General features: G+C 70.0%; 21 protein-coding genes. 9 read left to right on the forward strand and 12 right to left on the reverse strand.

From position 1 onward, the window contains the following. Positions 1-12: 12 nt before the first annotated feature. From ACFVXJ_RS06875 to dusB, 4 genes are all read right to left on the reverse strand, one after another. Positions 13-423, reverse strand: coding sequence for a VOC family protein (locus ACFVXJ_RS06875; RefSeq protein WP_389659760.1), 411 nt, complete (start codon positions 421-423; stop codon positions 13-15). 116 nt (positions 424-539) lie between these two features. Then, positions 540-1,595 (reverse strand): ArsR/SmtB family transcription factor, encoded by a 1,056-nt coding sequence (locus tag ACFVXJ_RS06880; RefSeq protein ID WP_389659763.1) that lies wholly within the window; start codon positions 1,593-1,595, stop codon positions 540-542. A 444-nt stretch (positions 1,596-2,039) separates the two neighbouring features. Then, complete coding sequence (ppdK, locus tag ACFVXJ_RS06885; protein WP_389659766.1) at positions 2,040-4,748, reverse strand: pyruvate, phosphate dikinase; 2,709 nt, start codon at positions 4,746-4,748, stop codon at positions 2,040-2,042. A 376-nt stretch (positions 4,749-5,124) separates the two neighbouring features. Continuing rightward, positions 5,125-6,267 (reverse strand): tRNA dihydrouridine synthase DusB, encoded by a 1,143-nt coding sequence (gene dusB, locus ACFVXJ_RS06890; protein ID WP_389659769.1) that lies wholly within the window; start codon positions 6,265-6,267, stop codon positions 5,125-5,127. Positions 6,268-6,331: 64 nt separating this feature from the next. Here dusB and ACFVXJ_RS06895 point away from each other — a divergent pair, with 64 nt between their 5' ends. Beyond that, the gene (locus ACFVXJ_RS06895; RefSeq protein ID WP_389659772.1) at positions 6,332-7,738 is read left to right on the forward strand and encodes an MFS transporter; all 1,407 of its coding nucleotides are present in this window, start codon (positions 6,332-6,334) and stop codon (positions 7,736-7,738) included. A 71-nt stretch (positions 7,739-7,809) separates the two neighbouring features. Here the strand turns inward: ACFVXJ_RS06895 and ACFVXJ_RS06900 are convergent, their stop codons facing one another. Further along, positions 7,810-8,265, reverse strand: a complete 456-nt coding sequence (locus ACFVXJ_RS06900) for a MarR family winged helix-turn-helix transcriptional regulator (RefSeq protein WP_389659775.1) — start codon at positions 8,263-8,265, stop codon at positions 7,810-7,812. 91 nt (positions 8,266-8,356) lie between these two features. Here ACFVXJ_RS06900 and ACFVXJ_RS06905 point away from each other — a divergent pair, with 91 nt between their 5' ends. The 4 genes from ACFVXJ_RS06905 (at position 8,357) to ACFVXJ_RS06920 (ending at position 11,361) form a co-directional block, all read left to right on the forward strand. Further along, on the forward strand, positions 8,357-8,701 hold the full coding sequence (locus ACFVXJ_RS06905) for a DoxX family protein (RefSeq protein WP_389659778.1): 345 nt from the start codon (positions 8,357-8,359) through the stop codon (positions 8,699-8,701). A gap of 57 nt (positions 8,702-8,758) precedes the next feature. After that, the gene (locus ACFVXJ_RS06910; protein ID WP_389659781.1) at positions 8,759-9,844 is read left to right on the forward strand and encodes an aldo/keto reductase; all 1,086 of its coding nucleotides are present in this window, start codon (positions 8,759-8,761) and stop codon (positions 9,842-9,844) included. A gap of 20 nt (positions 9,845-9,864) precedes the next feature. Then, positions 9,865-10,458, forward strand: coding sequence for a TetR family transcriptional regulator (locus ACFVXJ_RS06915; RefSeq protein ID WP_389659784.1), 594 nt, complete (start codon positions 9,865-9,867; stop codon positions 10,456-10,458). Positions 10,459-10,647: 189 nt separating this feature from the next. Next, entirely contained in the window at positions 10,648-11,361 is a 714-nt protein-coding gene (locus tag ACFVXJ_RS06920) for a VC0807 family protein (protein ID WP_389659787.1), read from the forward strand. A gap of 74 nt (positions 11,362-11,435) precedes the next feature. Here ACFVXJ_RS06920 and ACFVXJ_RS06925 read toward each other — a convergent pair whose 3' ends face one another. Then, the gene (locus tag ACFVXJ_RS06925) at positions 11,436-12,818 is read right to left on the reverse strand and encodes a glycine--tRNA ligase (RefSeq protein ID WP_361310778.1); all 1,383 of its coding nucleotides are present in this window, start codon (positions 12,816-12,818) and stop codon (positions 11,436-11,438) included. 154 nt (positions 12,819-12,972) lie between these two features. On the opposite strand from ACFVXJ_RS06925, the gene ACFVXJ_RS06930 reads away from it, so the two are divergent. From ACFVXJ_RS06930 to ACFVXJ_RS06945, 4 genes are read left to right on the forward strand one after another with little or no spacing between them, the layout of a single operon-like run. After that, positions 12,973-13,938 (forward strand): metal ABC transporter substrate-binding protein, encoded by a 966-nt coding sequence (locus ACFVXJ_RS06930; protein WP_389659790.1) that lies wholly within the window; start codon positions 12,973-12,975, stop codon positions 13,936-13,938. Positions 13,939-13,970: 32 nt separating this feature from the next. Further along, on the forward strand, positions 13,971-14,765 hold the full coding sequence (locus tag ACFVXJ_RS06935; RefSeq protein ID WP_389659793.1) for a metal ABC transporter ATP-binding protein: 795 nt from the start codon (positions 13,971-13,973) through the stop codon (positions 14,763-14,765). Further along, complete coding sequence (locus ACFVXJ_RS06940) at positions 14,765-15,631, forward strand: metal ABC transporter permease (protein ID WP_389659796.1); 867 nt, start codon at positions 14,765-14,767, stop codon at positions 15,629-15,631. The genes ACFVXJ_RS06935 and ACFVXJ_RS06940 overlap by 1 nt, the downstream gene beginning before the upstream one ends. 51 nt (positions 15,632-15,682) lie before the next feature. Then, the gene (locus ACFVXJ_RS06945) at positions 15,683-16,105 is read left to right on the forward strand and encodes a transcriptional repressor (protein ID WP_361310789.1); all 423 of its coding nucleotides are present in this window, start codon (positions 15,683-15,685) and stop codon (positions 16,103-16,105) included. A gap of 24 nt (positions 16,106-16,129) precedes the next feature. Here ACFVXJ_RS06945 and ACFVXJ_RS06950 read toward each other — a convergent pair whose 3' ends face one another. From ACFVXJ_RS06950 to leuA, 6 genes are all read right to left on the reverse strand, one after another. Further along, positions 16,130-16,657, reverse strand: coding sequence for a YcxB family protein (locus ACFVXJ_RS06950; protein ID WP_389659799.1), 528 nt, complete (start codon positions 16,655-16,657; stop codon positions 16,130-16,132). Positions 16,658-16,755: 98 nt separating this feature from the next. Continuing rightward, on the reverse strand, positions 16,756-17,580 hold the full coding sequence (locus ACFVXJ_RS06955; protein WP_361310793.1) for an isoprenyl transferase: 825 nt from the start codon (positions 17,578-17,580) through the stop codon (positions 16,756-16,758). 11 nt (positions 17,581-17,591) lie between these two features. After that, on the reverse strand, positions 17,592-18,338 hold the full coding sequence (recO, locus tag ACFVXJ_RS06960; protein WP_136215648.1) for a DNA repair protein RecO: 747 nt from the start codon (positions 18,336-18,338) through the stop codon (positions 17,592-17,594). Between the two features lie 101 nt (positions 18,339-18,439). Beyond that, positions 18,440-20,050 (reverse strand): nucleobase:cation symporter-2 family protein, encoded by a 1,611-nt coding sequence (locus ACFVXJ_RS06965; RefSeq protein ID WP_389659804.1) that lies wholly within the window; start codon positions 20,048-20,050, stop codon positions 18,440-18,442. 509 nt (positions 20,051-20,559) lie between these two features. After that, entirely contained in the window at positions 20,560-21,255 is a 696-nt protein-coding gene (locus ACFVXJ_RS06970; protein ID WP_389659807.1) for a TerB family tellurite resistance protein, read from the reverse strand. A gap of 250 nt (positions 21,256-21,505) precedes the next feature. Next, positions 21,506-23,269, reverse strand: coding sequence for a 2-isopropylmalate synthase (gene leuA, locus ACFVXJ_RS06975; RefSeq protein WP_389659810.1), 1,764 nt, complete (start codon positions 23,267-23,269; stop codon positions 21,506-21,508). Positions 23,270-23,466: the final 197 nt, after the last annotated feature.

Here is a 23,466-nt window from a genome sequence, read left to right on the forward strand (position 1 = left end):
CGGCCGGGGAGCCTACTGGCCCTGGACGGCCGCCGGGTCCATCCACATGATCTCCCAGGTGTGGCCGTCCAGGTCCTCGAAGGCGCGCCCGTACATGAAACCGTGGTCCTGCGCGGCCCGCGGCTCGGTGCCGCCCGCGCCGACGGCCGCGTCGACGAGCGCGTCCACCGCCTCGCGGCTCTCGGCGCTCAGACACAGCAGGGCCTCCGTGGTGGTGGAGGTGTCCGCGATGGCCTTGTGGGTGAAGTCCTTGAAGCGGGCCTCGGTCAGCAGCATCGCGTAGATGGTGTCGCTGATGACCAGCGAGGCGCCGTTCTCGTCGCTGAACTGGGCGTTGAAGGAGTAACCCAGCTTGCCCCAGAAGGCCCGGCTCGCCTCCAGGTCCTTGACCGGCAGGTTGACGAAGATCATGGTGGCGGACATCTCGGTCCCTCTTCTCTCGTGGTGGTGCGTGCGAAGGGGTAGACCGGGCCGCCCCGGGAAACTCATCGCCGTGGGGAAGCTTTTTTCCGAGCGTCGGTTTTCTCGCGCTCCGGCCGTCAGGAGGCCACGGCTCCGCCCTTCAGCAGCGCAGCGCCCAGCGGGGTCACCGTGTGCAGGACGGCGTTTCCCCGGCGCAGGGTGGTGACCAGGCCCGCCTCCCGCATCACGCAGGCGTGCTGGCTCGCGGAGGCCAGCGACACCCCCGCCCGGCGGGCCAGTTCGCTGGTGGTGGCTCCGTCACCGATCGCCCGCAGCACCACCGAGCGGGTGTGGCCGACGAGCTTGCCCAGGGTCCGCTGGCGCTGCTCCTCCGCCGGGCGGGCGCCCTCGCCCTGCGCGGGCGCCGAGGCGAGCTGCGCCGCCGCCGGGTACACCAGGACCGGCGGCAGCTCCGGATCGTGCAGGGTGACGGCGGTGCGGCGGCAGAAGAAGGACGGCTGGAGCAGCAGGCCGCGCCCCCGCAGCCGAACGTCCCGGTCGACGGGGTAGTCGCACTCCAGGACCGGCGCCCGCCAGCGCAGCATCGGCGGCAGCGAGGCGAGCAGCTCGTCCGCGCCGCCGTCGAGCAGCGCGCGGCCCCGGGCGGCCCGCTCGGCCTCGATCTGGGCCTGGATGTGGGTCCAGTAGGGCTCCACGGCGACCCGGTGATACGCGCGTAGCTCGCCGAGCACGCGCGGCATGTGCTTGGGCGCGTCGTCCATGAACTCGCGCAGCCGGCGGGGGACGAGCGCGTCGGCGCCCGCGCCGCCCGCGCCCGCGGGCATGCCGAAGGCAGCCCCGACGCGCGCTCCGGCCCCCAGGAGCGACAGCTCGCGCCGGATCCGCTCCGGGCGGATGCCGCGCAGCGCGTCGAGCCCGACGTCCCACCCGTACTGCCCCTCGACCGGGGTCAGGAAATCGGGGAAATAGCCGCGCCCCGGTATCAGCGCGCCGAGGAGCCTTGTTTCACTATTCAACCGGCTACGGGTTTCCGTACGCCATTCACCGAACAACCGGGCATCTCGCCGGTCCCTTAGGCGGTGAAAACTGAGAATCGTTTCCCACAGCGCATCGGGGCGTCCCGCCATCCGTACGCGTGCGAGGTCCACTCCCGTGAAATGGATACGAAGCACCGAACCCCCACCTGTGCAACCGCAATCCCCCCGCCCCATGAGTATGCACGCCGTCACACGTGGTCACCACGCCCTTTCAGCCACAGTTGAAACCCCTTTCGGCAGGAGCGTGACAACCGAAATCCTGTACTCCGCCGGGCACACTCCGGTGCGACCGAAACGCTCCGTGAAGGCCGTGGGGGGCTTTGCGGGGCCTGGCGGTCGGTCGCACAGGGAAGCGCCGACGTGCCCGGCGATAGGCGGCAGGCGGTGGACGGGTGGGGATCCGTCCACCGCCTGGTGCCGTAAAGGCGACTTGGTTGAATGCGGTCCCTAAACGCAAAGCAGGCTGCGCCCGCTTCCGGGGGTCAGGGAAACCGGAAGCAGGGCGCAGCCTTGGGAACCGGTGCCGCCCGGCCGGGTTCGTGCCCGGCCGAGCCGCGCCGGAACCCGGCACAGGGGGGCTCAGCGGCTGTCGGAGCCCTTCGACTCGGCGGCCGCGCGGCCGGCCTCCAGGCGCGCCACCGGAATCCGGAACGGCGAGCAGGAGACGTAGTCGAGGCCGACCTCGTGGAAGAAGTGCACCGACTCCGGGTCGCCGCCGTGCTCGCCGCAGACGCCGAGCTTGAGGTCGGGGCGGGTGGCCCGACCGGCCTCGACCGCGCTGCGGACCAGCGAGCCGACGCCGTCCTTGTCGATGGTCTCGAAGGGCGAGACCCCGAAGATGCCCTTCTCCAGGTACGCGGTGAAGAAGCTGGCCTCGACGTCGTCGCGGGAGAAGCCCCACACCGTCTGCGTCAGGTCGTTCGTACCGAAGGAGAAGAACTCCGCGGCCTCGGCGATCTGACCGGCGGTCAGCGCGGCGCGCGGCAGCTCGATCATCGTGCCGATGCTCAGCTTGAGGCTGGTGCCGGTTGCGGCCTCGATCTCGGCGATGACCTGGTCCGCCTCCTCGCGGACGATCTCCAGCTCCTGGACCGTGCCCACGAGCGGGATCATGATCTCGGCGCGCGGGTCGCCCTTGGCGTTCTTGCGCTCGGCCGCGGCCTCGGCGATCGCCCGGACCTGCATGGCGAACAGGCCGGGGATGACCAGGCCGAGCCGGACACCGCGCAGACCCAGCATCGGGTTCTGCTCGTGCAGCTTGTGCACGGCCTGGAGCAGGCGCAGGTCGTTCTCGTTGGCGTCCTTGCGGGACTCGGCGAGGGCGACGCGCACCGACAGCTCGGTGATGTCGGGCAGGAACTCGTGCAGCGGCGGGTCGAGGAGGCGGACGGTGACGGGCAGCCCGTCCATCGCCTCGAACAGCTCGACGAAGTCCTTCTTCTGCAGCGGCAGGAGGGCACTGAGTGCCCCTTCGCGCTCGTCGTCGGTGTCGGCGAGGATCAGGCGCTCGACCATCTCGCGGCGCTCACCGAGGAACATGTGCTCGGTGCGGCACAGGCCGATGCCCTGGGCGCCGAACCGGCGGGCGCGCGAGGCGTCCTCGGCGTTGTCCGCGTTGGCGCGCACCCGCAGCCGGCGGACCCGGTCCGCGTACGCCATGATCCGGTGCACGGCGGCGACCAGTTCGTCGGCGTCGTCGGCGCCGGCGTGCATGCGGCCCTCGAAGTACTCGACCACGGGGGACGGTACGACGGGTACCTCGCCGAGGTAGACCTTGCCGGTGGAGCCGTCGATGGAGACGACGTCGCCCTCTTCGATGACCGTGCCGCCGACCGTCATGCGGCGGCGCTTGGTGTCGACCTCGAGGTCCTCGGCGCCGCAGACGCAGGTCTTGCCCATGCCGCGGGCGACGACGGCGGCGTGCGAGGTCTTGCCGCCGCGGGAGGTCAGGATGCCCTCGGCGGCGATCATGCCGTCCAGGTCGTCCGGGTTGGTCTCACGGCGGATCAGGATGACCTTCTCGCCGGAACGGGACCACTTGACGGCCGTGTACGAGTCGAAGACCGCCTTGCCGACCGCCGCGCCCGGGGAGGCGGCGATGCCGCGACCGAGCAGCGTGGTCGTGGCACCCTCGTCGAAACGGGGGAACATCAGCTGCGCGAGCTGGGCGCCGTTGACGCGCTGGAGGGCCTCGGCCTCGTCGATCAGGCCCTGGTCCACGAGCTGCGTGGCGATGCGGAAGGCGGCGCCCGCGGTGCGCTTGCCGACCCGGGTCTGGAGCATCCACAGCTGACCGCGCTCGATGGTGAACTCGATGTCGCAGAGGTCCTTGTAGTGGGTCTCCAGCGTCTCCATGATCGTCATGAGCTGGTCGTAGGAGGCCTTGTCGATGGTCTCCAGGTCAGCCAGCGGGACGGTGTTGCGGATACCCGCGACGACGTCCTCGCCCTGCGCGTTCTGCAGGTAGTCGCCGTAGACGCCCTGGTGGCCGGTGGCGGGGTCGCGGGTGAAGGCGACACCGGTGCCGGAGTCGGGGCCGAGGTTGCCGAAGACCATGGAACAGATGTTGACGGCGGTGCCCAGGTCGCCGGGGATGCGCTCCTGGCGACGGTAGAGCTTGGCGCGGTCGGTGTTCCAGGAGTTGAAGACCGCCTCGACGGCGAGGTCCATCTGCTCGCGGGCGTCCTGCGGGAACTCCCGGCCGGCCTCCTTCGCGACGATCTTCTTGAAGCCCTTGACCAGCTTCTTGAGGTCGGCGGCGTCGAGGTCGGTGTCGACGGTGACCTTCTTGGCGGCCTTGGCCTCGTCGAGGGCGTCCTCGAAGAGCTCGCCGTCCACGCCGAGGACGGTCTTGCCGAACATCTGGATCAGGCGCCGGTAGGAGTCCCACGCGAAGCGCTCGTCGCCGGCCTGGGCGGCGAGGCCGACCACGGACTCGTCGGAGAGGCCGATGTTGAGGACGGTGTCCATCATGCCGGGCATCGAGAACTTGGCGCCGGAGCGTACGGAGACCAGCAGCGGGTCGTCCGACTGGCCGAGCTTCTTGCCCATCTTCGCCTCGAGGGCGGCCAGGTGGGCGCTGACCTCGTCGCGCAGCGCGGCCGGGGCCTCGCCGCTTTCGAGGTAGACCTTGCACGCCTCGGTGGTGATGGTGAAGCCGGGAGGCACCGGGAGACCAAGGTTGGTCATCTCGGCGAGGTTGGCTCCCTTGCCGCCGAGAAGGTCCTTGAGGTCGCGGTTTCCCTCGGTGAAGTCGTAGACGAACTTCTGATCTTTGTTTTCCGACACGGGTCTCGACTCCTCGAGGACTCGGGTGGCTGCCCTGACGGCCAGGAACATACCCAGATCGAAGGCGTCTGGATATGTCCACTTAGGCGTCATGGGGCTGTAACCACCCGTGTGCCAGCCAATCGAAAGTAACCGGTAAGTAATGCCGACGGGCGAACAGCGTTCACCTCCCGAAGGGTGATGGGGCGCCTGAGGGGTTTCTGCGCTCCGATGAGCGATCATCGATACATTTGCGTTCAAGTGTTGAACGCACAAAGGGTGGCACCCAGTGCCACCCTTTGGAAGTCTTACCCGTGACTTACGTGCTCATCTGAGCGAAACCTCACCCATGCGTGGCGTATATCACGCTACACCGAGGGCGATTTGTCGGCTGCTGTCAGCCTCCGGACGTGTCCGACTCTGCGTCCTCGGTCACGCCGGCGCAGTCGTAGGGATCGTTCAACCAGCCCTCCGGCAGGACAACTCGGTTGTTTCCGGACGTCCGCCCCCGCGGGCCGTCGGCGCTCTCGGGCCAGGACTGGTCCAGATCAAGCTCGCTCAGATGAGCGTCCAGTTCGGCGAGGGAAGAGGTCACCGCCAGCTTCTGCCGCATCTCGGACCCCACGGAGAAACCCTTGAGGTACCAGGCCACGTGCTTACGGAAGTCGATCACCCCGCGCGCCTCGTCACCGATCCACTCCCCCAGGAGCTGGGCGTGCCGGTGCATGGTGGCCGCGACCTCGCGCAGCGTGGGCTTGTGGAAGTCCTCGGGGCGCCCCTCGAAGGCGGCGACCAGGTCGTTGAACAGCCAGGGCCGCCCCAGGCAGCCGCGGCCGACGACCACTCCGTCACAGCCGGTCTCGCGAACCATCCGCAGGGCGTCCTCGGCGCACCAGATGTCGCCGTTGCCGAGTACCGGGATCTCCGGCACGTGCTCCTTGAGACGCGCGATGGCGTCCCAGTCGGCGGTGCCGCCGTAGTGCTGGGCGGTGGTGCGCCCGTGCAGGGCGATGGCGGTGACGCCCTCCTCGACCGCGATGCGCCCGGCGTCGAGGTAGGTCAGGTGCTCGTCGTTGATGCCCTTGCGCATCTTCATGGTGACGGGCAGGTCACCGGCGCCGGCGACGGCCTCGCGCAGGATCGCGCGCAGCAGGTTCCGCTTGTAGGGCAGGGCCGAGCCGCCGCCCTTGCGGGTGACCTTGGGGACCGGGCAGCCGAAGTTGAGGTCGATGTGGTCGGCGCGGTCCTCCTCGACGATCATGCGGACCGCCTTGCCGACCGTCGTGGGGTCGACTCCGTACAACTGGATCGAGCGGGGCTTCTCGGTCTCGTCGAAGTGGATCAGCTGCATGGTCTTCTCGTTGCGCTCGACCAGGGCGCGCGTCGTGATCATCTCGCTGACGAACAGCCCCTTGCCGCCGCTGAACTCGCGGCACAGGGTGCGGAACGGGGCATTGGTGATACCGGCCATGGGTGCGAGCACCACCGGGGGCTGCACGGTGTGCGGGCCGATCGCGAGGGGCGGGGGGAGCGTGGTCATCCCCCCATTGTCGCCCAGCCGGACCGCGTCCCGCATTTCATTAGTTAGCCGTACTATCGGAGTCATGCGCACCCTGAGCCCCAGGCGACGCAGCCTCGTGCTGGCCATCTGCTGCATGAGCCTGTTGATCGTGAGCCTGGACACCACCGTTCTGAACGTCGCCCTGCCCTCGATGCGGCGGGAGTTCGACGCTTCGGTGGCGGGCATGCAGTGGACGATCGACGCGTACACGCTGGTCCTGGCCTCGCTGCTGATGTTGGCCGGGTCCACGGGCGACCGGATCGGGCGCCGGAGGGTGTTCAGCACCGGGCTGATCGTCTTCACGGCGGGCTCGATGCTGTGTTCGCTGGCGCCGAGCCTGGAGTGGCTGATCGGGTTCCGGATGATCCAGGCCGTGGGCGGCTCGATGCTCAACCCCGTGGCCATGTCGATCATCACCAACACGTTCACGGAACCCAAGGAGCGCGCCCGCGCCATCGGCGTCTGGGGCGGGGTCGTCGGCATCTCCATGGCCGCCGGCCCGCTGATCGGCGGCCTGCTGGTCGACTCGGTCGGCTGGCGGTCGATCTTCTGGGTGAACCTGCCCGTCGGGCTGCTGGCCCTCGTCCTGACCCTGCGCTTCATCCCCGAGTCGCGGGCCGAGCACCCGCGCCGCCCGGACCCGGTCGGCCAGTTGCTGGTCGTGGCGCTGCTGGGATCGGTGACGTACGGGATCATCGAGGCCCCCTCGGCCGGCTGGATCTCGCCCACGGTCATCGGGTGCGCGACGCTCGCGGTGGCGGCCCTGGTGGCGCTGCTCGTCTACGAGCCGAGGCGGGCGGAGCCGCTGATCGACCCGCGGTTCTTCCGCAGCGCCCCGTTCAGCGGGGCGACGGTGATCGCCGTGAGCGCCTTCGCCGCGCTCTCGGGGTTCTTGTTCCTGAACACGCTCTACCTCCAGGAGGTGCGCGGGCTGGACGCGCTGCAAGCGGGCCTCTACATGCTGCCGATGGCGGCCTTGGCCTTCCTGTGCGCGCCGCTGTCCGGGCGGCTGGTGGGCGCGGTGGGGCCGCGGGTGCCCCTGATGATCGCCGGGGTGGCGATGGCGGCCAGTGGGCTGCTGTTCGCGGGGTTCTCGGCGGAGGCGTCCGATCCGCTGATGTTCGCCGGGTACGTGCTGTTCGGTCTCGGCTTCGGCATGGTCAACGCGCCGATCACCAACACCGCGGTGTCCGGGATGCCGCGCGCCCAGGCGGGCGTGGCGGCGGCGGTCGCGTCGACCAGCCGGCAGACCGGGGGGACGCTGGGCGTGGCGGTGATCGGCGCGGTGCTGGCGGCCGGCCTCTCCCAAGGCGGCGGCTTCGTCACGGCGGCGCTGCCGGCCTGGTGGATCATCACGCTGTGCGGGGTGCTGGTGCTGGCGGTGGGCGTCGCGACGACCGGGCGGTGGGCCCTGGCCACGGCGACCCGGACCGCCCGCGCGCTCGGCTAGCGCCGTACCGCCCGGCCCGTGCCGTGACGCTTGGCCCGTGCCGTACCGGGGAAGGCCTCGGGGGTAGCCCGCTATTCGCCGCAGTCGAAGTCGTCGGCGTGCGAGTCGATGCGGGCGAGCAGTCCTCGTAGCGCGTCCTGCTCGCGCTGCGAGAGGCCGGAGAACAGCGCGAGCTCGACCTGGTCCAGCGCGGCGTTGGTCTTGCCCAGCGCGGCGGCGCCCGCGTCGGTGAGGGCGACGTTGTGGCGGCGCCGGTCGGCCGGGTCGCGACGGCGTTCGGCCAGCCCCTCGCCCTCCAGGTCGTTGAGGATGCCGACCAGCACGCTCGGGTCCACCTCCAGCCGTTCGGCGAGGGTCCGCTGACCGATCGGGCCGTCCTCCAGCGCCATCAGCGTCATCGCGTGCCGGGGTGTGAGTCCGGCGGCGCCGAACGCCGCCTTCATCCGGTTCTGGGTGATCGAACCGTGCCAGGCCAGCAGCAGCCCCAGTCGCTGGGGGGCGGGCGGGCGTTCCTGAGCTGCCGTCATGTAGCACATCGTAACAATCGCCGAATGATTGCGATCAGCCAATCGTTGATGCTATTCAATGATCTCACCCATTCGATCGTTGGAGTTCTTCATGTTCTTTGCCTACGCCGTCGTCGCCGTCCTGCCGGCGCTCACCCTGGCCGCGTCCGCCACCTTCACGCTCCAGCGCAACGAGGCGGTGATGGGCAGCATGCGCAAGGTCGAGGTCCCGGAGTCCTGGCTGCCGCGACTGGCCGCCCTGAAGGCGGCCGGTGCGGTCGGACTGGTCGCCGGGCTGTGGGTCGCGCCGCTGGGCGTGGCCGCGGCGGTGGGCGTGACGCTCTACTTCATCGGCGCCGTCGTCAGCCACCTGCGCGTCAAGGACTACGCACTCGCCCCGGCGGCGGTCCTCGCCCTGGTCGCGGCGGCCGCCCTAGTGCTGCGCGCGACGGCGTAGCAACCCCGACGAGTGACAGATATTGAAATCTGTCACTCGTCATGTCATTCTCGTTGCATGACGACGAACGAGAGCAACCCGACCACCGTCGCATCGACCACGTCCGCGACCGGGTCCGCGACCACGACCCTCGGCGCCACCGGCCCCGCCGTCTTCCCGCTGGGGCTGGGCTGCATGGGCATGTCCGCGCTGTACGGGGAGAGCGACCGCGCCGAGTCGATCGCGACCATCCACGCCTATCTGGAGGCAGCGGCCGACGGGACGGATACCCTGCTCGACACCGGTGACTTCTACGGCATGGGCCACAACGAGCTGCTGATCGGCGAGGCCCTGCGCACGGCACCCGCCGCGCTGCGGGAGCGGGCGCTGACCAGCGTGAAGTTCGGCGCGCTGCGGACGGTCGAAGGTGCGTTCACCGGGATAGACGGCCGACCGGAGGCGGTGAAGAACTTCCTCGCCTACTCGCTCCAGCGGCTGGGGCGGGACCACATCGACATCTACCGACTCTCCCGTCTCGACCCGGACGTGCCCATCGAGGAGACCGTCGGCGCCATCGCCGAGGCCGTCCAGGCCGGGCACGTACGGCACATCGGACTCTCGGAGGTCGGCGCGGACACCCTGCGCCGGGCCGCCGCGGTCGCCCCGATCGCGGACCTCCAGATCGAGTATTCGCTGATCTCGCGAGGGATCGAGGCGGAGATCCTGCCGACCGCGCGCGAACTCGGCATGGGGATCACCGCGTACGGGGTGCTGTCCCGCGGGCTGATCAGCGGCCACTTCAGCCGCGACCGCCGACTGGCGCCCGGCGACTTCCGCGGGATGAGCCCCCGCTTCCAGGGCGAGAACCTCGACCGGAACCTCGATCTGGTGGAGGCCCTGCGCAAGGTGGCGCAGGAGAAGGGGGTGAGCGTCGCCCAGATCGCCATAGCCTGGGTGCTCGCCCAGGGCCCGAGGCACGGTGTCGACATCGTGCCGGTGGTGGGGGCCCGACGTCGGGACCGGCTGGCGGAGGCACTGGGCGCGCTGGAGGTGGAGCTGAGCGCCGCCGAGGTGGCCGCCGTCGAGGCGGCGATACCCGCGGGGGCGGCGGCCGGCGAGCGTTACCCGGCCGCGCAGATGGCCCACCTAGACAGCGAGCGCTGAGCTGACGGTACGGTCGTCTCATGCCCTCCGCTGCCGCCGAACCCCTGACTCCCGAGCGCATCCTCGAAACCACCGAGGAAGTGCTGCGCCGCTTCGGTCCGACCAAGGCGACCGTGGTGGACGTGGCGCGCGCCCTGGGCGTCAGCCACGGCAGCGTCTACCGGCACTTCCCGTCGAAGGCGGCGCTGCGCGAGGCCGTCACCGACCGCTGGCTCGCCAAGAGCGTCGTCCGGTTGGAGGAGATCGCCTCGGCGCCGGCCGAGCCGGCCCCCTCCAAGCTGGAGGCGTGGTTGGAGGCGCTCTTCGAAGCCAAGCGACACAAGGCGGGCGACGACCCGGAGCTGTTCGCGACGTACACGGTGCTCCTCTCCGAGAGCAGCGGGGTGGTGGATCACCATCTGAACGAGCTGATCGGACAGTTGACCCGGATCATCTCCGAGGGTGTCGCGGACGGGACGCTGGCCGCGCATGACGTGCCGGCCGCCGCGCGCGCGGTGTTCGATGCCACCGGACGCTTCCATGACCCGCAGTACGCCGCCGACTGGCTCTCGCCCACGATCCTCGCCGAGTTCGAGGCGGTCACCTCGCTGGTCATCCGGGGCTTGCGGGCCTGAACCGGCGCCCCTCCCGGCCGCCATCGACCCCGACCGGCCGCCACCGACCTCCGCGACCCCCACCGCTGAGCGGACTGGCTCATTCCGGGCCGACTTGGTGATCATGTGATCCGGGGAACGCTGTCGTGGGCCCGCACGCCTGCCCTGGTTCCCCCCCGGACAGTCATCAGGCAACTCTCAGGGGGAAGCATGTCCGTTTCGGAGCCGCAGGCCACTCGCCCGGCGCCACCCGCGCGGTCGGCCGGTGTCGCCGCGTTCGGCTGGACCGTGACCATCTGTCTCAACGTGGTCGCGCCGATCATCACGTACAACCAGCTTCACGACCACGGCTGGAGCGAGTTCGGCGCCCTGCTGCTCAGCAGCGCCTGGCCGGTGCTCGACAGCGCGATCAGCCTGGCGTGGCGCCGCAAGCTCGACGAGTTCGCCGTCGTGACCTTGGTGTTCCTCGTGATCACGGCCGTCGTGTCGCTGGTCGGCGCGCACTCGGCCCGCGCGTTGCTGATCAAGGACTCCTGTGTCACCGGGTTGTTCGGGCTGCTGTGCCTGGCGACCCTGCTCGCCCCACGACCGCTGATGTTCTACTTCGGCCGCAAGTTCGCCACCGACGGCACTTCCCAGAGCACCGCCTGGTGGAACGGCCTGTGGCAGTACGAGGGCTTCCGCCGGACGTTGACCGTCATGACCACGGTGTGGGGCGTGGCGTATCTGGCGGAAGCCGGGGTTCGCGTCGCACTGACGTACATGCTGGACACCGGCACGATGGTCACCCTCAGCCCGTTCATGATCTACACGGTGCTCGGTGTGCTGGCCCTCTGGACCGCGCGCTACGGCAAGCGCTCCCAGGCGGAGGGCGAACGCCGGGCGGCGGCCGACGCGGCCGCCGCTAGGCCCGGGGCCGCCTGACCGGCGGCGGCTCGGCAGAACGACGGTGGCCCGGTGCGCACAGCGCACCGGGCCACCGGTCTTCCGGCCGGGAACTAGCAGCCGAGCAGGCGGCTGCCGAGGTAGCTCTGGATCTGGTCCAGGGAGACGCGCTCCTGCTTCATGGTGTCGCGCTCGCGCACGGTCACGGCGTTGTCGTCCAGGGTGTCGAAGTCGACGGTCACGCAGAACGGCGTACCGACCTCGTCCTGGCGGCGGTAGCGGCGGCCGATCGCGCCCGCGTCGTCGAACTCGATGTTCCAGTTCTTGCGCAGGTCGGCGGCGAGACCCTTGGCCTTCGGCGAGAGCTGCGCGTTGCGGGACAGCGGCAGGACGGCGACCTTGATCGGCGCGAGGCGCGGGTCGAGGCGCATGACGGTGCGCTTCTCCATGACGCCCTTGGCGTTGGGGGCCTCGTCCTCGTTGTACGCGTCGAGCATGAAGGCGAGCATGGCGCGGTTGACACCGGCCGCCGGCTCGATGACGTACGGGGTGTAGCGCTCGCCGGCCTCCTGGTCGAAGTACGACAGGTCCTGGCCGGAGGCGGCGGAGTGGGCCTTGAGGTCGTAGTCCGTGCGGTTGGCGACGCCCTCCAGCTCGGAGAACTCATTGCCGCCGAAGTTGAAGCGGTACTCGATGTCGGCGGTGCGCTTCGAGTAGTGGGACAGCTTCTCCTTCGGGTGCTCGTACCAGCGGATGTTCTCCTCGCGGATGCCGAGGTCGCGGTACCAGTTCCACCGCTCGGCCATCCAGTACTCCTGCCACTGCTCGTCCTCGCCCGGCTTGACGAAGAACTCCATCTCCATCTGCTCGAACTCGCGGGTGCGGAAGATGAAGTTGCCGGGGGTGATCTCGTTGCGGAAGGACTTGCCCATCTGCGCGATGCCGAAGGGGGGCTTCTTGCGCGAGGTGGTCTGCACCGTGGCGAAGTTGGTGAAGATGCCCTGGGCGGTCTCGGGCCGCAGGTACGCCTTGGAGCCGGTGTCCTGGGTCGGGCCGAGGTGGGTCTCCAGCATGCCGGAGAACTGCTTCGGCTCGGTGAACTGGCCCTTCACACCACAGTGCGGGCAGTTGATGTCGGCAAGGCCGTTGACCGGCGGGCGGCCGTGCTTGGCCTCGTACGCCTCTTCCAGGTGGTCCGCGCGGTGACGCTTGTGACAGGCGGTGCACTCGGTCAGCGGGTCGGAGAAGGTCGCGACGTGACCGGATGCCTGCCAGACCTCGGGGGCGAGGATGACCGAAGAGTCGAGGCCGACGATGTCCTCGCGCCCGGTGACCATGGCCTTCCACCACTGGCGCTTGATGTTTTCCTTCAGCTCGACACCGAGCGGACCGTAGTCCCAGGCAGCCCTGGAGCCGCCGTAGATCTCACTGCACGGGAAAACGAAGCCACGGCGCTTGCTCAGGCTGACGATGGTTTCGATCTTGTCGGCGGCCACGGTGCTCTCTTCATTACGAGGACGAACGGCGAAGCCTTTAGGTTACCGGCGCCCGCACCCCCCGTTTCAAATCGGGACCCCCTGCAACGGCCTTCCGCAGCCCGCCCACCAGGGTTTTTGACAATCGTTTCCATGTTTGATGAAAATGGATGTCATGAACGTACGACGCCTCATACCGACCGCCGCCCTCACCGGGGCCGTGGCCCTCGCCGCGACGGCCCTCACCGGGTGTTCCGGCGCGGCTGCCGAGGGCGGTCACAAGGACGGCAAACTCGGTGTGATGGCGTCGTTCTACCCGCTGCAGTACCTCGCCGAACAGATCGGCAAGGACCACGTGAAGGTCGACACCCTGACCAAGCCGGGCGTCGAACCGCACGACTTGGAGATCACCCCGAAGCAGACCGCCCGGCTCGGCGAATCCGACGTGGTGCTCTACCTCAAGACCCTCCAGCCCGCCGTCGACAAAGCGGTGGCCCAGGCCGGCGTGAAGAACACCGTCGACGCCGCCACCCTCACCAGGCTGGAGAAACACGCCACCTCCGGCCACGACGACCACGCGACCGAGGGCGAGGACGAGGGCCACGACCACGGCGAGGCCGGCGCGGACCCCCATGTCTGGCTCGACCCGAACAAGTACGCCGAGATCGCCAAGGGCGTCGGCGCGGCGCTGCGGAAGGCCGATCCCGCCCACGCGGCCGACTACGCGAAGAACACCGACGACCTGGTGGCCAGGCTGGGCGCGCTGGACACCGAGTACAGGAACGGCCTGGGCGACACGGCCTCCAAGACCTTCATCACCACCCACGCCGCCTTCGGCTATCTCGCCGAGCGCTACGGTCTCGACCAGGAGGGCATCTCCGGCGTCGACCCCGAGTCCGAACCGAGCCCGGCCCGGATGAAGGACCTCCAGGCGATCGCGAAGAAGGACAACGTGTCCACCGTCTTCTTCGAGACCCTCGCCAGCGACAAGACGGCCAAGACCCTCGCCGCCGACACCGGCCTGAAGACCGACGTCCTCGATCCCCTCGAAGGAATCACCACCGCCTCGCAGGGCGCTGACTACTTCGAGGTCATGCGGTCCAACCTCAAGAACCTGCAGAAGGCACTCGGCACCAAGTGATGACAGCGGTAGCAGCAACGGAGGCGCGCGCCATGGAGTCCGACACATCCGCATCGGCGGCCGAGCAGCCCGTCATCTCCCTGCGCGGGGCCACGGCCTCGCTCGGCTCGCGCCCCGTGTTGCGCGGGGTCGACCTCACCGTCCGGCGCGGCGAGGTCGTCGCCCTCCTCGGCGCCAACGGCTCGGGCAAGTCCACGGCCGTCCGCGCCGTCGTCGGGCAGGTCCCCCTCACCGAGGGCCGGCTCTCCCTCTTCGGCACCGACTTCAAGCGCTTCCGGCAGTGGTCGCGGATCGGCTACGTGCCCCAGCGCACCACCGCCGCCGCGGGCGTGCCCGCCACCGTCCGGGAGGTCGTCTCCTCCGGCCGGCTGGCCCGTACCCGCTTCGGCGTCCTGCGCAAGGCCGACCGGATCGCCGTGGAGCGCGCCCTGGACCTCGTCGACATGGGCACGTACGCGGACGCCTCCGTGAACGCCCTGTCCGGCGGGCAGCACCAGCGCGTGCTCATCGCCCGGGCGCTCGCCGTCGAGCCCGAACTGTTGATCATGGACGAGCCGATGGCGGGCGTGGACCTGGCCAATCAGGAGGTCCTCGCCAAGGCCGTACGCCGCCAGGTGGCCGCCGGCGCGACCGTCCTGCTCGTCCTGCACGAGCTGGGCGCCCTGGAGCCGCTGATCGACCGGGCCGTCGTCCTGCGCGACGGCTGCGTGGTGCACGACGGCCCGCCCCCGGAGGCCGTCGGTCAACACGCCCTGCCCGGCCACGACCACGTACACCCCCACGCGGCGCACGACGCCGAGCCCCTGCGGACGGGACTGCTGAGCTGATGGACCTCCTCCACTACCCCTTCATGGTGCGGGCCCTGATCGCCGCCGGGCTGGTCGGCCTGACGGCTCCCGCCATCGGCACGTACCTCGTCCAGCGCCGGCAGGCCGTCATGGGCGACGGTCTCGGCCATGTCGCCATGACCGGTGTCGCCCTCGGCTTCCTGCTCCGGTCGAGCCCGGTGTGGATGGCCACGGCGGTCGCGATCGTCGGCGCCATCGGCATGGAGATCATCCGCTCCCGGGGCCGGACCAGCGGCGACGTCGCACTCGCGATGCTCTTCTACGGGGGTCTGGCCGGCGGCGTCATGATCATCAACCTGGCTCCGGGCGGCTCCACGACCAACCTGATCAGCGCCATGTTCGGCTCGATCACCACCGTCGCGCCCGAGGACATCATCGCGATGGTGATCCTGGCCGCGTTCGTCCTCGCCGTCACCGTCGGCCTGCGCCGCCAACTCTTCGCCGTCTGTCAGGACGAGGAGTTCGCCCGGGTCACCGGTCTGCCGGTGCGCGCCCTGAACCTGCTGATCGCGGTCACCGCGGCCGTCACCGTCACCGTCGCGATGCGCATCGTCGGCCTGCTGCTGGTCAGCGCCATGATGGTGATCCCGGTCGCGGCCGCGCAGCGGATCACCCGCGGCTTCGCCGCCACCCTCGGCCTCGCGATGGCGATCAGCCTCACCGTCGCGCTGACCGGCTCGGCCGCCACGTACTACATCGACGTGCCCTCCGGCTCCACGATCGTGCTGCTGGCCATCGGCGTCTTCATGGCGATGACCGCCCTGTCCGCCCCACTGGCCCGGCGCCGCGCCAAGGCCGCCCGGGCCGCCGAAGAGGTCTGCACGCGCGACGATGTGAAGGTCTAGAAGGGCCGGCCGCCTGGCACAATGGGCCGAGGCCGACACGAGGAGGAACCGGTGGCGACTGCGCCTGGCGAGACCGCGCCAGTACGAGGACGATCCACCCGGCAGCGTGCCGCCGTGGCGGCGGCGCTGGACGAGGTGGACGAGTTCCGCAGCGCCCAGGAGCTGCACGACATGCTCAAGCACCGCGGCGACTCCGTGGGCCTGACCACCGTCTACCGCACCCTCCAGTCGCTCGCGGACGCGGGCGAGGTCGACGTGCTGCGCACCAGCGACGGCGAATCCGTCTACCGGCGCTGCTCCACGGGCGACCACCACCATCACCTGGTGTGCCGCAAGTGCGGCAAGGCGGTCGAGGTCGAGGGTCCGGCCGTGGAGAAGTGGGCGGAGGCGATCGCGGCCGAGCACGGCTATGTGAACGTCGCCCACACGGTGGAGATCTTCGGCACCTGCGCGGACTGCGCGGCGGCCGGCTAGCCGCGGCTGGTCGGCCGCGGCCTGCTAGACCCGCCGCAGGTTCCGGTCGAGGACCGCCCGGAGCCGGTCGATGTCGGCCGGGTCCTGGGCGCCCCGCTTGGGCAGGACGATGAAGGCGACGGCGCGCTTGTCGTCGCTGAGCAGGACGAACAGGCCGTCCGTCTCCGCGTACGTCGGATGCGCGGCCCAGCCGACACGGGTCTCGGTGACCTCCGTCGCCACAAGGACGCCGGAACCGTCGATGACGACCCGCGTCTCCCCCGCCCGCTCCAGCAGCCCGCCGAAGGCACGGGCGGTGAGCCGGGGGCCGAACACCGTGCCCACCCACAGCGTCAGCCCGGCCGCGAGGAAGCCCACCGCGCCGGGGAGGTGGCCGCCCTGCCTGAACAGCAGGACGGCGGAGAGCACCGCCACCGTCCCCATCGTCGGGAGCATCCATCGGCTGCGGCGTCCGGACCTGGTACGGGTACTCCGGGCGCGCAGTGCCTCCGCGACGTCCGCCGTGGTGGCCCGGAAAACGAGCTCGACCGCCCGATCTGCTGCTATGTCCATGACAGCGAACCCTACGGCCGGCGCGGGCCGCGTGCGCGGGCCGGGCCCCCGCCCGGGGACGCGGGCGGGGTCGGCCGGGGCGGCGGGGCGATCCGGGGTCAGCGGGGCGTGTTCGGGGCCGGCTGGTTCGGTACCGCGCCGCCGAAGCGGCGGTCGCGCTGGGCGTACTCCAGGCAGGCCCGCCACAGGTCACGGCGGTCGAAGTCCGGCCACAGCACGTCCTGGAAGACCATCTCGGCGTAAGCGCTCTGCCAGATCAGGTAGTTGGAGGTGCGCTGCTCGCCGCTCGGCCGCAGGAACAGGTCCACGTCCGGCATGTCCGGGTAGTAGATGTACTTCGCGAAGGTCTTCTCGTTGACCTTCGAGGGGTCCAGCTTGCCCGCGGCCACGTCCCGGGCGATGGCCTGCGCCGCGTCCGCGATCTCGGCGCGGCCGCCGTAGTTGACGCAGAAGTACAGGGTCATCGCGTCGTTGTCGACGGTCTGCTCCTGCGCGATCTGGAGTTCCTGGACGACCGACTTCCACATCTTGGGCATCCGGCCGACCCAACGGATGCGGATGCCCAGCTCGTTCATCTCGTCACGGCGGCGGCGGATGACGTCCCGGTTGAAGTTCATCAGGAAGCGGACCTCGTCGGGCGAGCGCTTCCAGTTCTCCGTCGAGAAGGCGTACAGGGACAGGTTCTTGACGCCCATCTCCAGGCAGCCCTTGAGCACGTCGAGCACGACGCCCTCGCCCACCTTGTGGCCCTCGGTGCGCGGCAGCCCGCGCTCCTTGGCCCAGCGGCCGTTGCCGTCCATGACGATCGCGACGTGGTTCGGGACCAGCTCGCCGGGGATCTTCGGCGGACGCTCACCGGACGGGTGCGGCTCGGGAACCTTGTACTCGCGGCGAGAGCGTCCCAGAATCCCGCGTCGTGCCATGTGCCCAGCTCCTATTTCTCGACGTATCGCAGGGAGCGTAGCCCGCGCTCCAGATGCCAGTGCAAATAGGCCGAGACCAGCCCGCTGCCCTCCCGCACGTGACGCGCCTCGCAGGCGTCCGCGTGACCCCAGTCGCCCGTCAGCAGCGCGCTGAGCAGAGCGATGGCCTCCGACGAGGGTACGACGCTGCCCGGGACCCGGCAGTCCCCGCATATGACCCCGCCCGCGGCGACGGAGAAGTGTCGGTTGGGTCCGTGGATGCCGCACTTCGCGCAGTCCTCGAAGCTCGGGGCGTAGCCGTTGACGGCCAGCGAGCGCAGCAGGAAGGCGTCGAGGATGAGGTGCGGGTCGTGTTCGCCGCGCGAGAGGGTGCGCAGGGCGCCGATGAGCAGCAGGTACTGCTGGACGGCCGGTTCGCCCTCGTTCTCGGTGAAGCGCTCGGCGGTCTCCAGCATCGCGGTGCCGGCGGTGTAGCGGGCGTAGTCGGTGACGATGCCGTTGCCGTACGGGGCGATGATCTCGGTCTGGGTGCACAGCGGCAGGCTGCGGCCGACCAGGTCGCTGCCGCGGGCGAAGAACTGCACGTCGGCGTGGGAGAAAGGTTCCAGCCGGGCGCCGAACTTGGACTTCGTACGGCGCACCCCGCGCGCGACGGCCCGTACCCGGCCGTGGCCTCGGGTGAGGAGCGTGATGATGCGGTCCGCCTCACCCAGCTTCTGGGTGCGCAGCACGATGCCGTCGTCGCGGAACAGACTCATGGGTCCATTGTCCCCTGCGCGGGGACCCGATCGGGGCCGCCGGGAAGGACGGTGAGGACCTCCTCCGGGGGGAAGAGGAGGCCCTCGGTCTTCGGGGCGGGTCAGGAGGCGGGGGCGGCCGCCTCGTCCGCCGGGTCCGGGGCGGCGACGTCCCGTACCGGCTTCCTCTCCTCGGCGTTGCCATCGGCATCCGCGGCGGCATCGGAATCCGCGTCCGCATCGGCCTGCGGGACGGCTTCCGCGTCGACCTCCGGGACGGCTTCCGCGTCGACCGCGGTGTCCGCTCCGTCCGCTGCGGCCTGGGCCGGCAGGGCGAGGTGCGGGGCGTTGTGCGGGGCGTTGTGCGGGTCGCCCTTGGCCAGTCCGTTGAAGAGCAGGTTCAAGACGATGGCCGCCGTCGCACCGAGGGTGACACCGCTGTTGAGCAGCGAGGACAGGTCGGCGCTCAGGTGCTTGTCGAAGTAGGCCGGGACGGTGGCGGGGAAGAGTGCGAAGGCCAGCGAGACACCGACGATGAGCGCGTTCTTCTCCTCGCGGAGCTCCACCTTGCCCAGGGTCTGGATACCGGCCAGCGCGACCATGCCGAACATGACGGTGGCGGCGCCGCCCAGTACCCCGGGCGGGATCGCCGCGACGATGGCGGCCGCCTTCGGCAGCAGACCGAGGACGATCATGATGACGCCGGCGGCGACCACCACGAACCGGCTCTTGACCTTGGTGACCCGGACCAGGCCGACGTTCTCGGCGAAGGCCACGTACGGGAAGGAGTTGAGCAGGCCGCCGATGGCGGTGGCGGCGCCGTCCGCCCGCAGGGCGCGGGCCACGGTCTCGCTGTCGATGTCCTTGCCGACGATCTCGCCGATGGCGTAGGTGTCACCGGTGGTCTCCACCATGGTGATCAGCATGACGATCAGCATGAGGAAGATCGGGAACCACTCGAACTTGGGGGCGCCGAAGTGGAAGGGGGTGGTCACCCCGACCCAGTCGGAGGTCTTGACCGCGTCGAGCTTCGCGTCGCCGAGGACGAACGCGACCACGGTGCCGGCGACGAGGCCGAGCAGGACCGCGATGCTGGAGAGGAAGGGCCGGCGCAGCCGCATGACCACCAGGACGAACAGCATCGTGCCGACGGCGTAGGCCAGTTGCCGGGGGTCGCCGCCGTCGCCGACCAGCGGCGCGCCGCCGACGGCGTCCTTGAGGGCGACCGGGAGCAGGACGATGCCGAGGATGGTGATGACCGTGCCGGTGACGACCGGCGGGAAGAGCGACATCACCAGGCGGAAGACCCTGGCGGGCATCCAGGCGAAGGCGAACGTGGCGAGTCCGGCCGTGATGACCGCGCCGTAGATGACCAGCAGGGCGGCCGTCCCGCCGCCCGCGCCGAGACCGATGGCGATCATCGGGGAGACGGCGGTGAAGGTGACGCCCTGGATGATCGGCAGCCGGGCGCCGACCCGGCCGATGCCCCACGCCTGGATGATCGAGGCGATGCCGCAGGTGAAGAGGTCCGCGTTGATCAGGTAGATGAGGTCGTGCGGGCTCAGTTTGAGCGCGCTGCCGACGAGGATCGGAACGATCACGGCGCCGGCGTAGAAGGCGAGTACGTGCTGGAAGCCGTACAGCGCGAGCTTGGGGAGCGGGAGCACCTCGTCGACCGGGTGGTGTGAGCTCTGCTCTCCGTCAACGGAAAGCCGGGCGGCGACACGTGCCATCTCTGCCTTGCCCTTCAAGGTAGGTAAGTGAGAGGAGATCTGGTTGTCCCCGACCGGAGTGGTCTCCCCCGGCGTGTGCCGGGCTCCGTTGATCCGGTGGGGTTTCAGTGAAGTTCACGTGAATCGAAGCCCCGCTGTGTTACCGGCGGCGTCTCGTCGTGTGACCGGAATTGAACGCCTGTGGAAGGGCTCACAGGTATCGTCGACTTCTACAAAGTGTTGACCTTCAGAGGCGCCCGATTTAGAGGTTCCTCCACTGGCGCGAGGTCGGTCGGCGGGCGTAAGAACCACGGCGCGCCCCCGCACCCCGCGTCGCCCCGCCCCCACCGCCACGACGGCCCCACAACGGCCTGACCTGCGGCGCGAGGCTGCGCAGGCATCATGGGGCCGCCGCGAGGCGCGCGTTCGAGGCCGTCCGAGGGGTGGACACACCGCTTCGAACGGTAAGGCCCCTCCATCCGTGACACGGATGACGGAGGGACCTGGTTCAGCCTGGCGTGGCCGGATCGTTACGGGGCGCGGACCGCCGAGAGCAGCCCGGTGACCTCGTCGGCGCCCATGCGCAGCGCCGCGCCCACGGTCGCCAGCACCTCCCGCTCGGCCGGGATGTACGGTCCGTCGGCGAGGGCGATCCGGGCGCCTTGGAGCAGGAGCGACGCCCGCCCCGGTCCGGCCAGGTGCGGCGCCAGGGGTTCCAGCGCCTCGTGGAGCTCTATCGAGAGCGCGGCCCCGCAGCACTCCGGCCCGTCGTACAGGCCCAGCCGCCCCTCGTCGGTCGCCAGGGCGTCCACGAGGGCCTCCAACTGCTCCTCGGTGCAGTCCTGGAACCCGGCGCCGCGTACGGCCGACACGGCCGCCTCCAGGGCGCTGCGGGAGGCGGTCCCGCCGGCGGCGAGGACGGCCAGCGTCACGGTGTGCACGGCGTCGCGCAGCATCGCCGAGAAGCGGGTGGTGGTCAGGTGGTCCAGCACGTCGGTGTCGAAGCGCTCCTTGCACGCCTGGCACTCGACCACCGGCCCGGCGGACCCGCGCGGCAGCAGCGGCACGCCGAGGACCGCGAAGCGGCGGCGGCCGGTGCGCCGGCGGTAGTTGCGGTCACCACCGCAGCCGGGGCAGAAGAACTCCCCGTCGGCCACGGTGCTCCAGGTGGTACGGATGCCCCATACGGTCAGCTTCCGGCCGTCCCCACCCCGAACTGGCAGCACGTCGCACCTCCGTATACGGACCCCGTGCACCATCGCCGGGTGGGCGTGATGTTAGCCACATCCGTGAGTGTGTGTCAGTCGTGTGACGAGACAACCTGGCTCCGGAACCGGAGTTGGCCGATCTGTGCCCCCGCCGGGACGCGCGCCGGGGGCGCGGTGGAGCCCGGGAAAAGCGGAACCCCGCGCCTCCCTCTGCGGGGGCGCGGGGTTCGTCGTACGGGGCCGGCGGGGCCGGGTGGGACCGGTGGGATCAGCGGCCCGCGCGGTTGACGGCGGAGATGACGGCCTTCAGCGAGGCCCGGGTGGTGTTGGCGTCGATGCCGATGCCCCACAGGACGCGGCCGTCGATGGCGCACTCGATGTACGACGCGGCCACGGCGGAGGCGCCCTCGCTCATCGTGTGCTCGGTGTAGTCCAGCAGGCGGGCGTCGACGCCGATGCCGGCCAGCGCGTCGAAGAAGGCCGAGATCGGACCGTTGCCGGTGCCGGTCAGGACGGTCTCGACGCCGTCGACCACCGCCTCGACGGTCAGCGTGTCGGTGCCGTCCTTGTCGGTGGCCGTCGAGCCCGAGCGCAGCTGGATGCGGCCCCACGGGTTCTCGGGGTTGGGCAGGTACTCGTCCCGGAACGCGGCCCAGATCGCCTTCGGCGTGACCTCGCCGCCCTCGGCGTCGGTCTTGGCCTGGATGATCCGGGAGAACTCGATCTGCATGCGGCGCGGCAGGTCCAGCTTGTGGTCGTTCTTCAGGACGTACGCGATGCCGCCCTTGCCGGACTGCGAGTTGACCCGGATGACCGCCTCGTAGGAGCGGCCGACGTCCTTCGGGTCGATCGGCAGGTACGGCACGGCCCACTCGATGTCGTCCACGGTCTTGCCCTGGGCGGCCGCGTCGGCCTCCATGGCGTCGAAGCCCTTCTTGATGGCGTCCTGGTGGGAGCCGGAGAAGGCGGTGTAGACCAGGTCGCCCGCGTAGGGGTGGCGCGGGTGGACCTCCATCTGGTTGCAGTACTCGCTGGTGCGGCGGATCTCGTCGATCTGGGAGAAGTCGATCTGCGGGTCGATGCCCTGCGAGAACAGGTTCATGCCCAGCGTGATCAGGTCGACGTTGCCGGTGCGCTCGCCCTGCCCGAACAGGCAGCCCTCGATCCGGTCGGCGCCGGCCATCAGGGCCAGTTCGGCGGCGGCCACGGCGGTGCCCCGGTCGTTGTGGGGGTGGACGGAGATGCAGATGTGCTCGCGACGGGTCAGGTTGCGGGCCATCCACTCGAAGCGGTCCGCGTGGGTGGACGGCGTCGAGCGCTCCACCGTGGCGGGCAGGTTCAGGATGATCTCGCGGCCCTCCCCGGGCTGCCACACGTCGCAGACGGCCTCGCAGACCTCCAGGGCGAAGTCCAGCTCGGTGTCGGTGAAGATCTCGGGGCTGTACTGGTAGCCGAAGGTGGTCTCCGGACCCAGCAGCTTGTCGGCGTACTCCATGACCAGGCGGGTGCCGTCGACGGCGATCTGCTTGATCTGCTCCTTGGAGCCGCGGAAGACGACCCGGCGGAAGGTCGGGGCGGTCGCGTTGTAGAGGTGCACGGTGGCGCGCTTGGCGCCGACCAGCGATTCCACGGTCCGCTCGATCAGGTCCTCGCGGGCCTGCGTCAGTACGGAGATGGTGACGTCGTCCGGGATCGCGCCCTCTTCGATGATGGAGCGGACGAAGGCGAAGTCCGTCTCGCCGGAGGAGGGGAAGCCGACCTCGATCTCCTTGTAGCCCATGCGCACCAGCAGGTCGAACATCTCGCGCTTGCGGGCGGGGGTCATCGGGTCGATCAGCGACTGGTTGCCGTCGCGCAGGTCGGTGGACAGCCAGCGGGGGGCCTTGGTGACGCGGGCGTTCGGCCAGGTGCGGTCCTGGATGTCCACCTGCTCGTAGAAGCCGTACTTGTGGATCGGCATCCCGGAGGGCTTCTGCGTGTGGGTCGCGTTCGTGATGGGCGTGGGGCGACCTGCGAAAGTGTGCTGACTCATGGCGTGGGGCTCCTCGCGTGTCCGCGTGTAGTTCGCTGGGACGGCCGACGGCGGTCGTAAATCCGCAACACCAAACTCCGCGGGGAGGGGGCCGGCCTACGACTACAGACCCTCGCCGCGGCAGCTAAGGAGAAGCAGCCCGAAACGCATGATGGGCCGAGCCTAGCCGAGCCGCGCCGTAACGCGAGGACCTGTTT

Origin of the sequence: Streptomyces sp. NPDC058279 (assembly GCF_042881255.1) — a bacterium.
Taxonomy (GTDB): domain Bacteria; phylum Actinomycetota; class Actinomycetes; order Streptomycetales; family Streptomycetaceae; genus Streptomyces.